This window comes from Savagea serpentis (assembly GCF_015351395.1).
GTDB lineage: Bacteria > Bacillota > Bacilli > Bacillales_A > Planococcaceae > Savagea > Savagea serpentis.
Window position 1 is genome coordinate 1068517 of record NZ_JADKPV010000001.1, and the last position, 14933, is coordinate 1083449.

Annotated in this window: 13 protein-coding genes; 2 read left to right on the plus strand and 11 right to left on the minus strand. The window is 40.6% G+C overall.

Annotated elements, in window-relative coordinates:
- Positions 1-13 precede the first annotated feature (13 nt).
- The 10 genes from IRY55_RS05560 to IRY55_RS05605 form a co-directional block, all read right to left on the minus strand.
- Entirely contained in the window at positions 14-766 is a 753-nt protein-coding gene (locus tag IRY55_RS05560) for a prepilin peptidase (protein WP_194562242.1), read from the minus strand.
- 1 nt (position 767) lies between these two features.
- The gene (locus tag IRY55_RS05565; RefSeq protein WP_194562243.1) at positions 768-1472 is read right to left on the minus strand and encodes a hypothetical protein; all 705 of its coding nucleotides are present in this window, start codon (positions 1470-1472) and stop codon (positions 768-770) included.
- On the minus strand, positions 1453-2064 hold the full coding sequence (locus tag IRY55_RS05570; RefSeq protein ID WP_194562244.1) for a hypothetical protein: 612 nt from the start codon (positions 2062-2064) through the stop codon (positions 1453-1455). Before IRY55_RS05570 ends, IRY55_RS05565 begins: the two co-directional genes overlap by 20 nt.
- Positions 2061-3149 (minus strand): type IV pilus biogenesis protein PilM, encoded by a 1089-nt coding sequence (pilM, locus tag IRY55_RS05575; protein WP_194562245.1) that lies wholly within the window; start codon positions 3147-3149, stop codon positions 2061-2063. The genes IRY55_RS05570 and pilM overlap by 4 nt, the downstream gene beginning before the upstream one ends.
- A 97-nt stretch (positions 3150-3246) precedes the next feature.
- Positions 3247-3738, minus strand: a complete 492-nt coding sequence (locus IRY55_RS05580) for a prepilin-type N-terminal cleavage/methylation domain-containing protein (protein WP_194562246.1) — start codon at positions 3736-3738, stop codon at positions 3247-3249.
- Between the two features lie 98 nt (positions 3739-3836).
- On the minus strand, positions 3837-5045 hold the full coding sequence (locus IRY55_RS05585; protein WP_194562247.1) for a type II secretion system F family protein: 1209 nt from the start codon (positions 5043-5045) through the stop codon (positions 3837-3839).
- The gene (locus IRY55_RS05590; protein ID WP_194562248.1) at positions 5045-6079 is read right to left on the minus strand and encodes a type IV pilus twitching motility protein PilT; all 1035 of its coding nucleotides are present in this window, start codon (positions 6077-6079) and stop codon (positions 5045-5047) included. The genes IRY55_RS05585 and IRY55_RS05590 overlap by 1 nt, the downstream gene beginning before the upstream one ends.
- Before the next feature lie 16 nt (positions 6080-6095).
- A complete protein-coding gene (locus IRY55_RS05595; RefSeq protein ID WP_194562249.1) occupies positions 6096-7760 on the minus strand; it encodes a GspE/PulE family protein in 1665 nt (554 codons plus the stop codon).
- Between the two features lie 16 nt (positions 7761-7776).
- Entirely contained in the window at positions 7777-8967 is a 1191-nt protein-coding gene (locus IRY55_RS05600; RefSeq protein WP_194562250.1) for a VanW family protein, read from the minus strand.
- Between the two features lie 357 nt (positions 8968-9324).
- A complete protein-coding gene (locus IRY55_RS05605) occupies positions 9325-10527 on the minus strand; it encodes a bifunctional folylpolyglutamate synthase/dihydrofolate synthase (RefSeq protein WP_194562251.1) in 1203 nt (400 codons plus the stop codon).
- Positions 10528-10585: 58 nt separating this feature from the next.
- Between IRY55_RS05605 and IRY55_RS05610 the strand changes: the two genes are divergently transcribed.
- Both IRY55_RS05610 and IRY55_RS05615 read left to right on the plus strand, forming a co-directional pair.
- On the plus strand, positions 10586-11452 hold the full coding sequence (locus IRY55_RS05610; protein WP_194562252.1) for an ATP-grasp domain-containing protein: 867 nt from the start codon (positions 10586-10588) through the stop codon (positions 11450-11452).
- On the plus strand, positions 11449-12231 hold the full coding sequence (locus IRY55_RS05615) for an ATP-grasp domain-containing protein (protein ID WP_194562253.1): 783 nt from the start codon (positions 11449-11451) through the stop codon (positions 12229-12231). Before IRY55_RS05610 ends, IRY55_RS05615 begins: the two co-directional genes overlap by 4 nt.
- A gap of 36 nt (positions 12232-12267) precedes the next feature.
- Here IRY55_RS05615 and IRY55_RS05620 read toward each other — a convergent pair whose 3' ends face one another.
- Positions 12268-14910, minus strand: coding sequence for a valine--tRNA ligase (locus IRY55_RS05620; protein ID WP_194562254.1), 2643 nt, complete (start codon positions 14908-14910; stop codon positions 12268-12270).
- Positions 14911-14933: the final 23 nt, after the last annotated feature.

Consider the following 14933-nt stretch of genomic DNA (forward strand, 5'->3'; position numbering starts at 1 on the left):
GCACCTAAGCTTTTTAAAATAAACGTAAATACCAGTCAATCATCTGTTCCCCGTATATGTAGGAGATCCATGCACCTAATGCGATGGCAGGACCGAATGGAATCGGAACGCGTCTTTTTTGTTTTCGCTTCGCTAAAATGAATGCACCGTATCCTAATGCGATAAGTGATGCTAAAAAAAGACTGAGTAACGTATTCCACACACCGAGTACGAGACCGAGCACGGCGTACAACTTAATATCTCCGCCCCCCATACCGCCTTTCGATAGGATCGCAATCAACAGAAGTAAGCTAAATCCGACAGCACTTCCTACGAACGCATACCACCAAGGATCGAGGGGACTCATCCATCGCAATGCGATAAATAAGACAAATGCTGGATAAACGATTTTATTCGGAATAAGCATGTAAGCGATATCCGAGACTGTCATGATGACGAGTAATGATGCAAATAGTAATGCAACAATGAGTTCTTTTGAAAATCCAAAAATTGCGTAACTATGCATAAACAATAAACCTGTCATCAGTTCCATAAACGGATAAATTGGAGAAATTTTTGTTTTACATTTCCGACAACGTCCCTTTAATAAAAGATAAGAAAAAATAGGAACGAGATCAATAGCTGTTAAGCGCCGATCGCATACAGTACAATGTGACGGCGGTGAAACGACTGACTCTCCCTTCGGAACTCGCAGCCCCACCACATTATAAAATGAACCGAAAATTACGCCAAAAAGGAAGAAGACGAGCATATTGTACATTTCCATACTACTCGACTCCTCCTTCGTAATAAAATGTCATCATTTCAAAATTCGCTTGAACCGAATACGGGGCCTCTTGCGCTTTTTCCAATTCATCTTGCTCTGTAAATTGAACGGATCCTATTTTTATCGCGCGCTCCCCATTTTCAATGAGTCGCATAAATTTCACGAGTTCGTCTGCATTTTTAAACCGTGCATCGACAGTGAACGATACAATTTCTAACTGCTCTGGTAGAAGTGTTAAATCGATGGTCATTCTTTGTGCCTCTTCTCCTTCATCCTCTACCTGCTCTTCAATATGTTCTGGCGTTTCACCATCTTCTTCTGTAGATGATTCTTCCTCTTTTTCTTCTAGTAATCCACTATCTAATACGGAATTTCCAAAGTCATCAAATGTGACCGCATCAATTTTACTTACTGTCATATATTCAACCGCTTCTATCGCATTCATAATCCCTTGATAATCGCGTTTCTCTGGTAATATTTGTCTTAATTTAAATGTAGAAATTGGTGTTTTTTGCAATTGTTCTAATTGAATACGTTCTTCTTTTAACTGAGTAATGGTAGAAGACGTCGTTTCATTCATCGTGCGCTGAGCAGCTACTTCTTCTTTCTTCGGCAATAGTAAAAAATAATATAAAGCTGCTACAATCCCCACAATGAGCATCGTACTAAGTAACGCAACAGTACGGTTATTTTGCAATCGGATCACCTACTTGCTCTTTTAAATAATCCTCATCTAATTCAATGAGGAACGTCGCTTGCACACGATCTTTCACATCGTAGTGTACGAGTTCTCCTTCTGTTTCTTCTTCATTTTCTTCATCGAGCACTGTTTCCATCGTTTGTAACGAATCGATGGTCGATTCATAAACGAAAGGACTTTCTTGCAAATATGTTAAATAACGAGCGGCTTCTTCCATCGTTTCAAATGTCATCAGCAACTGCAATTGAGTATCTGTCAATTGATAATTGAGTACATGCATCGTTTTCGTTTTTAAACGATTGACCTCATCGATGATTGTGCTTGTCGGATATGAGATTGAACGAACGAAACGAACAGATTCCATTAATGTTTGAAGCTCACTACGATCTAATTGGTCAATGTCTTCCGTTAGACGATTCATCTCGGTAGACAATATGGTTGATTCTTCTTGTAGCGCTTTTACTTTTTTTCCTTCTTGTACGTATAAAAATCCAAGTACTACGAGCGCTAAAATGAGTATTCCTCCGAACACGACGTACAATTTAGAAGATACTTCACTTTCTTGTTTCGGAGGAAGTAAGTTAATATTTGGAATCACAATTGTTCACCTCTCATTAACATACCCGCTAATGCAACATGCTCTTTTTTAAACTGAGGGTGAATCGATTCCATCTGCTCGTCTGTCAGTAGTTGAATCGGTAATTGCATCGCATCTTTCATCCTTTCCACTATAAATGAAAGGAGCGGGTTTGTTCCGATAACGACGAACTCTTCTACGCGAGCAGCCCCTTTATGAATCGAAAACTCATAAAACCCTAAAATTTGTTGTATTTCAAAAATAGGGTCAAGCAATGCACCTTCATACGCCGCCACTTCCCCTTCTACTTCATACTGTTGCTTTTCTCCATTATATGTCACTTTAACGAGTGCTTCATCATAATCAATCGAATGATAACGTAAAAATTCAATACCTCGATCTGAGTAAATCGTAATAATGACTGCATTCGGTTGCCATTCTGCGATTAAATACGTCTTTCTTCGACGGATGATATTCAAATAACGAAGTGTACGAAGAATGCTTAATGCTCGAATATCGAGTACGGCCGGCTTTAATTTCGCATCTTCAAATGGCATTAACATATTCATCGCGGTATCGCTCGGTGTTGCAAATAAAATTGCTTCATGATCGCTTCCTACTTTCGGTTGCACATCAAAATAAGAATCCTCGAATGGTAAATGAATGGTTTGATTCAATTCAAGTGAGACATAATCGTACAGCGTTTCTTCTGTTACATCTTCGGGATATTCAATGATACGGTATAAAACGGATTTATCTGGAACGAAGGTGGATACTTCATAATTGCGCCATTTTCGTTCTTTTACAAGCGCTGCTAATTGCTCCGTAAAGGCGAATTCATCTTGCACATATCCCTCTTTTAATATATCGGAAGAAAGGGGAATCGTATGAAGCGTTCCTTTCGCAACGTCTGCTTGGGCCATACTCCAAACCATAAGCATATTCCCTGGCATTTCTATAATCAATTGCTTTTTCTTTTGATGCGCTAACGTAATCGGAGCGATGAACGGTTCATTTGTTACAACATTCGTTTCATTTTCCTCTACTTCTTCTTTATTTTGTTTAGATAACTTTGGCCATTTCATTTGCTTCAATCGGTTGAACAATTCCTTCACTCCTCTCTCAATCGTTTCCATTCATAACATGATACGTGAAGTTATCAAGTTATGAATAGAAACGACAGCTATACTGTCGTTTCTACTTTTAACTTCCTGCTGGTACTGTTGGATTTACTCCCTCTTTAAGGATATCTTTCCCTTTTTGTTTATCATTATTTATGGCTTGAATGGTTGCATCTTTAAATTCAATTGAAACTCCGTCCACTACTGCTGTTCCAGACAATTTTAATTCTGCGCCTTCTGTATTTACCGTCCCGCTTGTAAATGCTCCTACTGTTTCTAGATAACCTTTATCCTTCAACGTATTGGCACCTTTACCATCTGTAACTTTTCCTTCATTAAATGTAGCAATCGGTACTCCTTTGTTTCCACCCTCATCCATTTTATGAAGTTGAGCAGCGTTTAAAATGTTTAATGCGTCTGATTTGACTGCGTTGTATTTACTGTTCGTAATGATGTTCCCGATTGCTGGAATTGCAATTGCTGCGATAACTGCTAAGATGACGATTACTGCGAGTAATTCGATTAATGTTAAACCTTTTTCATTTTTCATGCGCTTTTTCATTGTTTGAAACATGTTGTTTCCTCCTCGTGTTGTTTGATTGTTTGTTTGTTTTATATGTTGGTCGTTCATTATTTGTTTCACCTCCTTTTAAGGGATTTACTTTCACTCCATTAACCGACTTGTTCGAATAAGCTGAACATTGGCAACATAATACTCATGACAATCGTTCCGACGACGACGGCTAGAACGAGAATCATCATCGGTTCAATCATTGATTTTAATGTTTCGACGGAACGTTCGACATCGTCTTCGTAAAAGTCCGCTACTTTATCGAACATATAGTCAAGCGAGCCTGTTTCTTCACCGATCGCTACCATTTGCGTGACGAGTGGCGGGAAAATCCAACTTTCTTTTAACGGACCTGAAAGAGGCTGTCCAATTTCTAAACTGTTATGTGCTTTTTGCATCACTTCCGTAATGAGCACATTTCCAACGACGCGATCGGCAATCGTAATCGCCTCTAAAATGGAGACGGAGTTTTTCAAAAGCGATGCCATCGTACGCGTCAATTGAGCGATCGCAGACTTCTGCAATAAATCTCCAAAAATAGGAATCTTGAATAGAATGAGCATCGTCGTATATTTCACTTGCGGTATTTTGTCATAGGCCATTTTAAAACTCACCGGAATTAAAATGAAAAAGATCAAAATAATCCACCACGACGTTTGAAGCCAATCACTAAATGCTAAAACGGTTAACGTTAAAGTCGGCAATTCCGCTCCGAAGTCAGAGAACATATCCGCAAATTGCGGAACGATTGTTAGCAATAGTCCTCCTCCGACGCCGAGAATTAAGACGAGTAAGATGACTGGATAAATCATTGCCGATTGAATGCTCTTTTTTAATTTAAATTGCTTCTCGTAATAAACCGCAAGATCTTCTAATGTTTCGTCTAAGTTTCCTGTCGCTTCCCCTACACGCATCATATTAATAAAAAGCGGTGGGAAGATTTTTTTATATTTCGAAGCTGCCTCTGAAAATGTTTGACCGCTTCTTACTTTCGTAGCGACATCATGCAATGCTGCTTTAAAGCTTTTATTTTTTGCTTGTTCCGCTAATATTGTCGTCGATTCCACAACGCTCACTCCAGAGCGAATTAAGGTCGCAAATTGACGACAATAGACGACAAAGTCTTGATTTTTTAGCTTCCCTCCAATTTGAAATTCCATATGAAGTAAACTAGAAGACTGTTTAATATGTCGAACATTAATTCCTTTGTCGCGCAATTGACGTAATGCTTGTTGTTTCGTGTCCGCTGTAACCGTTCCTTTTTTCATTTTCCCATTTCGACTTTTGCCTTGGTATTGAAAGACTGGCATTAATACTCACCTTCTACTAAGTAAGCGGACACTGTGTCATAGTCTACTAACTTTTTTTGAAGGAGGTCTCGAATCGCCATCGATAACGTATGCATTCCATCTTTCCGTCCCGTCATCATCATATTTTGAATTTGTTCTACTTTTTCATTGCGAATTAAGTTAATAATAGCCGGTGTGCGAACGAGTATTTCTGTTGCAGCAATCCGTCCTTTTCCTCCAGCTTTTGGAAACAAACGTTGAGAGACGATTCCTTGTAAGACGTTTGCCACTTGAATTCTTATTTGTCGCTGTTGCTCTGCTGGAAAAATATCGATGATCCGATCAATCGTCGTTTTCGCACTCGACGTATGTAATGTCGCAAAAACAAGATGTCCTGTTTCCGCAGCAGTAAGCGCTGTTGAAATCGTTTCTAAATCACGCATTTCACCGAGTAAAATAACATCCGGATCTTGACGTAATGAAGCTCGTAATCCCGTTAAGAAATTTTTAGCATCGATTCCAATTTCTCTTTGATTAATCAAACTTCGTTTTGATTCATGTTCATACTCAATCGGATCTTCAAGCGTAATAATATGTCGATTATGATGAGTGTTAATATAATCAATCATCGATGCGAGTGTCGTCGATTTTCCCGAACCTGTTGGTCCTGTTACAAGGACGAGGCCATGCGGTTTTTTCGCTAAATTGACGAGGGTGCTCGGCATATTTAACGCTTCTAGTTTCGGAATTTTATTTGGAATGACACGTGCGGCGAGTGATTTCGTTCCACGTTGTTGATACACGTTCATTCGAAAGCGTGTTCCATCTGAAATTTCATAGCTAAAATCGGCATCACCATAGTCTTTGAAGTGGTCATACAAATTAGAAGGTAAAATATGTTGAATGAGCTCGTCCATCATTTTTTCCGTCATCACTTCATCGTGAAGATTTTTTAATGTCCCATCTACGCGACAAGTAGGCGGTAATTCTGTTGACAAATGCAAATCGGATGCGCCCATTTTTTGAATGGTGTGTAATAAAGCATCTAACGGCATGCGCTGTTCCTCCTTTCTATTGTGTTGCGATTTTAATCACTTCTTCCACTGTCGTTTTTCCTTGTAATACTTTTTGCAATCCGTCTTCCATTAATGTTTGGAAGCCTTGCTCTTTCGCACCATCAATCATTTCTTGCATCGGTCGACCATCCATAATTTGACCTTTTAATCGTTCATCAATCATGAGTAATTCATGCACAGCCATACGCCCTTTATATCCTGTCTCGTTACATGCAGGACAACCGACACCTTTATATAATTTTTCAGCTTCTAATCCAAACTGGCTGAATATGCGACTTTCAAAAGCATCAGGCGCCAAGTACGTTCCGCAATCACGACAAACCCGACGTACGAGCCTTTGAGCTAAAATACCGATAACAGAAGGCGCTATTAAATAAGGCTGAATACCCATGTCAACAAGGCGGGAAATTGATTCAACCGCACTGTTCGTGTGTAATGTACTGAAAACGAGATGACCTGTTAACGATGAACGAATCGCAATTTGTGCTGTTTCTTCATCTCGGATTTCACCGATCATGATGACGTCAGGGTCTTGCCGCAATATAGAACGTAACCCTGCTGCGAACGTTAAACCTACTTCTTCTCGCACTTGAATTTGGTTAATCCCTTCCAATTGGTACTCCACTGGATCCTCAACTGTAATGATATTTACCCCTTCACTGTTCAAATGGTTGAGTCCAGCATATAAAGTAGATGATTTTCCTGATCCGGTAGGACCCGTAATTAACACAATGCCATTCGGCTGTTGTAATAAACGATGAAAGTTCTCTAAATTTTGCTGTGAAAAATCTAATGTTTCGATTGCTCCAATGGAGTTGCTCAAATCGAGAACACGCATAACAATCTTTTCTCCATACACTGTCGGTAAGGTTGATAAACGTAAATCAATAGGCTTGAAATCTTGCATTACTTTAATTCTGCCATCTTGCGGAATGCGTCGTTCTGTAATATTAAGTCGCCCCATCACTTTAATTCGTGCTGTAATCATATTTTGCATCGTTTTCGGTAAAATTCGTTCTTCTTTTAACGAACCATCAATTCTAAATCGAACACGAACTTCTGTTTCTTGCGGGTCGATATGAATATCACTCGCTCGTTGAGCTACAGCGCTCGCAATAATTTGACTGACGAGTTTAACAATTGGAGAATCTTCATTCATGAGTTCGTTCTGTTCTTCTTCTTTTTGTTCTGGTAGTAGACCTTCTATCGCTTCACTCATCGACTCTTGTAAATCATAATATTTCGTAATCGCACGGACGATATCACTTTTCGATGCGATACTCGTTTCGATTTGACATCCTGTTGCGAGTCTCAATTCTTCGATTGCGAAATAATCCATCGGATCGGCCATCGCAATGTATAATTGGTCTTCTTTTCTTTGTAACGGGATGAGTTGTGCTCTTTTTGCTAATTCTTTCGGAACGAGTTTTAACACGTGATCTTCGATAACGAGCTGATTTAAGTTAACGTGTGGAATGCGCAATTGATATTCCAATACTTCGATTAATTGTTGCTCCGTAATATAACCATGATGAACGAGATAATCTCCTAGTTTTTCATCTCGATCTTTTTGTTGTAATGCTGTTTGAAGTGTCGCTTCTGAAATAATTTTCGCTTCAACGAGTAAATCCCCTAATTTTTTTCTTTCATTCGGCTTCACTTTATTCACTCCCTTATTATTGGATAACAGGACGACCCGCTTTATCGGTTAAAGGCTTTTCTCCTTCAGGTGCTAACGGTTGTCCCTCTCCATCTAAATCAACTTCATGCGATTCTTTTCCTTCATTTCCTTCTACTTGTTCTCGCTCAGCTTCTGCAGCTTCCCCACGGTCTGGGGCAATCTCTACAATTTTATTAATGGGTGCATAAAAAGTTTCGCCAAGCCGTTCTTCTTGTTCAAATGGACCGTTCTGTTGCGTTTTAAACAATGTGACATGAACGCCTGAAGAGCCCTCTCTTAAAACACGTTCTTGCCTTCCTGTCAATTCGGAGGAATAACGATAAATCGTTTTAAAAGGAACCACCTCTTCTTTCAAGCTGAAATTGTATTCATTTTTTTCGTCGAAGCTATGCAATGCGACAATTAAGCGGTTATCGGAGCGTTTTACTTTCATCACCACTGGATGCTCAGAAGTATTGTATATTTTAAAGTCTTTCGGCGTTATTTTATCAATGTGAACATCGATTCCTGGTCTGGCGTAAGGTACAACAGTCGATTGGGCATGACGTTCTAAAACAGCTAAACTAGACTCTAAAGATGCCGTATTTAAAACACTCGCAAAGAAGCTTAGCGTATAAGCATCGACTGTTAAATTTTCATCTTCTGCAAATTCCAACAAAGAAAACACGTCCCCCTGATGGAACGTATATTCATCTAAAACTTGGATTAAATCACCCAATTGAACCACATCGTTCGGAATGACCTCCATACCGAATGCGACACGCTTCATATTACGGAGTGCTACTTCATTTTCTTCAATCGTTAAAGGGCTCCTTTTCAAAACGCTAGCATGTTCAATCAATTGTTCCTTCACATCTTCTTTCGATATATACACATACGGGTCTAAAAGAGTGTCCACTCGATCATCTAATGAAACAATAAGCGATGTCGTCCCCGAATACTTATCTAAAAACAATTCATACCACTTTCTTTTATGCATATTCACAAATTGAGAAACAGTGGTATCTATATCAAATTGAAAATAGTCAAGCGGGATTTGTATGTCTGTATGGGGTCCTTTTATGTAAAACGGTTCAGATTTCCAATTAGCTATTTGTAGGTCTAACGAGTGACGAATGTCCTCTTCTGTCATTGCGTTAATTTGAACAGAAGAACTTGGTTGGTTCGCCAAAGCGAAATTAATCATCAACGCTCGACTTGTAAAAATAAAAATTAATGATAGAACAATAAAAATGTATATTTTACTATTAGTAGAAAACAATTTTGTCACTCCTTTTATGTAAAATGTTTCTTTTTGATTAAAAACAAATTGAAACATTAGAGCTATTTACTTTTTAACATCAAGCAATTGTCATTATATAATGACTTTTAGTCTATGTCAATATACTCCTTTTAACTTTATAAAATATTTACAGCAGTATGAATTACCTGTTAAATAAGCAAACATATCTATTCTATACGAATCATTCAAATCAAATTGATATTTTAGAACTAAATATATTTCACTTCGTTTTATCATGTAAATAAAAACAGTCGATGTAATTTACATCGACTGTAATAAATAGAGAGATCCTGTAATAATGAGTGGACTCTCTCTAGAAGTATTCATCATTTTTTTAATTTCGGATACATTTTTGGTAGCAATCGGAACATTGCTCGAGATTTTTTCTAATTGTTCTTTTTGAAGTGCTTCGTCATGTTCAAATTCAATGAATGTTAAACTCGCTGCAACTTCTTCTAAAATCGTGACGACCGATTGTACGTCTTTGCGCGCGAGTATGCCGAATGCGATATCTACTTTTGCCTCTTCTCCGAATTGCTCCCTGATTGTTCGAACGAGCGCTTGTGCCGCAGCTGGATTGTGTGCACCGTCCAACCAGACATGTTCTCGCACTTGTTCAAAGCGATAGGCGTACGTCGCCGTTTCGATTGCTCGTGCAACTTTTTCTTGCTCTAGCGGAATTTGTAACAGTTCAAGTCCGGCGATGGCGAGTGCCGCATTGTACACTTGATGCGTCCCTTGTAATAGACGCGCTCCCCACTCGTAATGCCCTTTACCGCGATATGCTTCGCCGTACGCTTTAAATTCACGGTTGTACATACGAATTGGGGCTCTTTGTTGTTCAGCTATGTGGTATAAAACGTCCATCGCTTCTTCCGGCATTTTTCCGAGAACGACCGGTACACCTTTTTTAATAATGCCTCCTTTTTCCGCCGCTATTTCTTCAATCGTATTCCCTAGTAAAGCCGTATGATCGAGTGCGATCGATGTGATGACTGATAAAATCGGTGTCACGACATTTGTGCTATCTCTTTTCCCGCCGAGCCCCGTCTCTAATAACACATAATCAACATTCCATCGTTTAAATTGTAAAAGAGCGAGCACGGTAAGTAGTTCAAAATCCGTTAATTTCTCGATTCCTTCTATCGTTTTCACACGTTCAAATAGCGCATCCATTTCTCGTTCTGTGATAAGTACGCCGTCATGACGAATTTGGTCATGTACGTCGATGACCGATGGAGAAGTGAACACCCCTGTCGTATAGCCGTGGTTCGTTAAAAGTGATTGTAAAAAAGCGATTGTCGAACCTTTTCCATTCGTTCCCGCTACATGAATGATGCGCAATGTGCGCTCTGGGTGGCCAAGTTTCGCTAAAATATCGGTAATGCGTTCTAGCCCAAGGTCGATTACATCTTGACTTAGAACAGCATGTTTCTTTTTATATTCATCAAATCGTGGAATCATCTTTTCTCCTCCGTATGCTAAAATGTAATGAGCTCATTATACCAAAGGAGGCAGACAGATGACGACTGCTTGGATGATTTATAACGGAAGTTTAGCAGGAGATAAGTTTCGCGATCAAGCGGAGTTATTACAAGAAGCCGCGATGCGTAAAGGAGTAGAAGCTCGCATCGTCGCCAATGATGAGCTGTTCATTGACGCGACAAGCTCCTTTCCATCTCGACCAGACTTTGCTGTTTTACTCGATAAAGATGTTTTACTCGGTCGTTTTTTGCGCACGCTTCACATTCCAGTTTATAACGACCCGGAAGTGATTGAACGATGCGATAATAAAGCGCATCAATATATCGCGCTCGCACAGGCGAACATTCCGATGCCACACACAATCGTTGCACCGAAAACGTATCCGAACGCGCCGCTTCAAAATGAACGCTACCTCGATCATATTATTGAAACGCTCGGTTTTCCAATGGTTGTGAAAGAAGGGAGAGGTTCGTTCGGCATGCACGTCTATCTCATTCAGACACGCGAGGAATTGTTCGAGAAAGTAGCCACGCTTGGCGGAGTCGATTTTATTTTTCAAAAATATGTGGCGTCTAGCCACGGGCGTGACATCCGTGTGAATATTATCGGTGACGACATTGTCGCTGCGATGCAAAGAACGTCGGATTGTGATTTTCGAGCGAATATTACGAATGGCGGGACCGCTTCTACTGTCGTCCTTACCGATGTACAGAAGAAAATCGCGCTTCGTGCCGCTCAAGCCGTCGGTGCGACATTTGCAGGAGTCGATTTACTGTTCGATGAAAACGAACAGCCCCTCGTTTGTGAAGTGAATGCAGCGGCTCACATTCGCAACATTTATAATGTCACAGGAATTAATGTCGCCGATGCGATGATTGACTATATCTTGGAGGACTTAAAATGATTCCTTTCGCTCTTTTTTATACGGAACAAGACGCTAAGCGAAACGCAAACTTTATCAAAGCATTACTTGAAGCGGGGAAACGCGTACAATTAGACGGTACGCTAATTACGGATGAACAAAAATTACATCCGTACGACTACGTTTTTAACCGCACACGTAATCATCATGAGTCATTGAAAACATTAGACGCGACATTTTTTAACCCGCTCCGCGTAAATGCACTCGCCAACGATAAAGAAAAGACGATTCAATTTGCGCAAATGCTTGGCATCCCAACGATTCCGACGACACGTTTCACACAACCCTTGCCTCCATTCCCCGTCGTATTAAAAACACGGGACGGACACGGTGGGAAGGAAGTGTATTTATGTCGGGATGAACGAGATGTCGCACTCATCACCGAACGACACAATCCGCACACTTTACTCGTTCAGCCTTATGTCGAAAGCGATGCGACAGATGTGCGTATTTGGATGATTGGCAAACGAATACTCGGCGCTGTGAAAAGACAAGGGAATGAAGGTTTTAAATCGAACTACACATTAGGGGGAACCGTGACTACTTTCAATCTTCCTTCTATTCTCGTTGAACATGCCACACGCATTCAACGAGCGCTCCGTTCGGATTATATTGGAATTGATTTTTTAATCGGTCGCAACGGCCAATTTTATTTAAATGAAATCGAAGACCCCGTCGGTGCACGTTCTTTATATGAAACGACTGAGATCGATGTGGCTGCTTGCATCATGCAGCATATCGCAAAATGTATTCACCATTAAAAAAGCTCGCTGTCCAATTGGATAGCGAGCTTTCATTTACATTTCTTTTAATTCTGCGATTTGACGGCGTACAGCTTCTAATTTCGCTTGGTAGTCGACTTGTTTTTGACGTTCTTCTTCTACGACTGCTTCTGGTGCTTTCGAAACGAAACGTTCGTTAGATAATTTGCCTTCGACTCGTTTCACTTCTCCAATCCATTTTTTCTCTTCTTTCGCAAGTCGTTCTAATTCTTCTTCGATATTAATTAAGCCTTCAAGTGGAAGGAAAATTTCCGCTCCTGTTACGACAGCGCTCATCGCTTTGCCTGGTGCTTGTACACCGACACCGACTGTTAACTCAGAAGGATTACAGAATTTTTCGATATACGCTTTATTTTCTTGTAACGTTTGCGCAACCGCTTCTGTTTTCGCTGCAATATACATCGGAATTTCTTTACTCATCGGCGTGTTCACTTCTGCACGAATATTACGAACTGCATGAATGATATCCGTAAGCAATTGCATTTCTTTCGCACGCTCTCGGTTCATTAAATCTTCATTCACTGTCGGCCATGCTGCTACAGTAATCGACTCACCTTCATGAGGTAAGTTTTGCCAAATTTCTTCTGTAATGAATGGCATTAATGGATGTAATAGACGAAGCGTTTGGTCAAAGACGTATGCGAGTACCGAACGTGTCATACGTTTCGCTTCTTCATCTTCTCCGTACAATGGTAGTTTTGCCATTTCGATATACCAATCACATAAGTCATCCCAAATGAAGTTATACAACGCGCGACCGACTTCACCAAACTCATATTTGTCCGATAAATTCGTCACTGTTTCAATCGTTTCATTAAGGCGTGTTAAAATCCAATCGTCCGCGACAGAACGTTTGCCGTCTAAATTAATTTCTTCATACGTTAAACCGTCCATATTCATGAGCGCAAAACGAGATGCGTTCCAAATTTTGTTTGCGAAGTTCCAAATCGATTCGACTTTTTCTGTTGAGTAACGCAAGTCTTGTCCTGGTGAAGAACCTGTCGCTAAGAAATAGCGCAATGCGTCCGCTCCGTACTGTTCAATCACATCCATCGGATCGACTCCGTTACCGAGTGATTTACTCATCTTTTGGCCATCTTCAGCACGAACGAGTCCGTGAATGAGCACATCTTTAAATGGACGTTCTCCTGTAAATTCAAGCCCTTGGAAAATCATACGTGATACCCAGAAGAAAATAATGTCGTAACCTGTTACGAGCGTGTCGTTCGGGTAGTAACGTTTGAACATATCGCTCTCCGTATTCGGCCAATCCATTGTCGAGAACGGCCAAAGTGCGCTTGAAAACCACGTGTCGAGTACGTCTTCATCTTGCGTCCAGTTTTCAACATCTTCCGGCGCTTCCATCCCAACGTACACTTCGCCTGTTTCTTTATGATACCACGCTGGAATGCGGTGTCCCCACCATAATTGACGTGAAATACACCAATCATGAATGTTTTCCATCCAGTTTAAATATGTCTTTTCAAAGCGTTCTGGAACGAAATTCACTTTATCTTCCGATTGTTGCACGCGAATCGACTCTTCTGCGAGTGGTTGCATTTTAACGAACCATTGTGTTGAAAGATAAGGCTCTACAACAGCTCCACTACGCTCAGAGTGACCGACTGAATGCAAGTGATCTTCGATTTCGAATAAAACGTCCATCTCTTGAAGGTCTTTCACAATTTGTTTACGACATTCGAAACGGTCCATTCCTTCATATTTCCCTGCATTTGCGTTCATCGTACCGTCTTCATTCATAACGAGTACACGTGGTAAGTCGTGACGATTTCCGATTTCAAAGTCATTCGGGTCATGCGCTGGTGTAATTTTTACTGCACCGCTTCCGAATTCCATATCGACGTAATCGTCCGCGACGATTGGAATTTCGCGTCCTATAATCGGAAGTTTCACCATTTTGCCAATCAAATGTTTGTAACGCTCATCTTCTGGATGTACCGCAACTGCTGTATCGCCGAGCATTGTTTCAGGACGTGTCGTCGCAATTTCAATTGATCCTGAGCCGTCAACAAGTGGGTAACGCATATGATAAAATGCTCCGTTGACATCTTTATGAATAACTTCAATGTCGGATAATGCTGTTTTCGTTTGTGGGTCCCAGTTAATGATATATTCACCACGGTAAATTAATCCTTTTTCATACATGTTCACGAAGACGTGACGCACCGCTTCTGACAATCCTTCGTCTAATGTAAAGCGTTCTTTTGAGTAGTCTAGCGCGAGCCCTAATTTTGCCCATTGGTCGCGAATGTGGCCCGCATATTCTTCTTTCCATTCCCACGTCTTCTCTAAAAATTTCTCGCGTCCAAGATCGTAACGCGAAACCCCTTGTTCACGCAATTGCCCTTCAACACGTGCTTGAGTGGCAATTCCTGCGTGGTCCATCCCTGGAAGCCAAAGCGCATCGTATCCTTGCATGCGTTTCATACGAATTAAAATATCTTGCAATGTCGTATCCCAAGCGTGCCCTAAGTGTAATTTTCCTGTTACGTTCGGTGGGGGAATGACGATCGAGTACGGTTCCTTATCACTCGTTGGATCTGCTTCAAAAAACTTTCCTTCTAACCACCAGTCATAACGGCCTTGTTCGACCGACTGGGGGTCATATTTTGTCGGCATTTCAATTTCTTTTACCATTTCTTTTCCTCCTCTGGAACAAA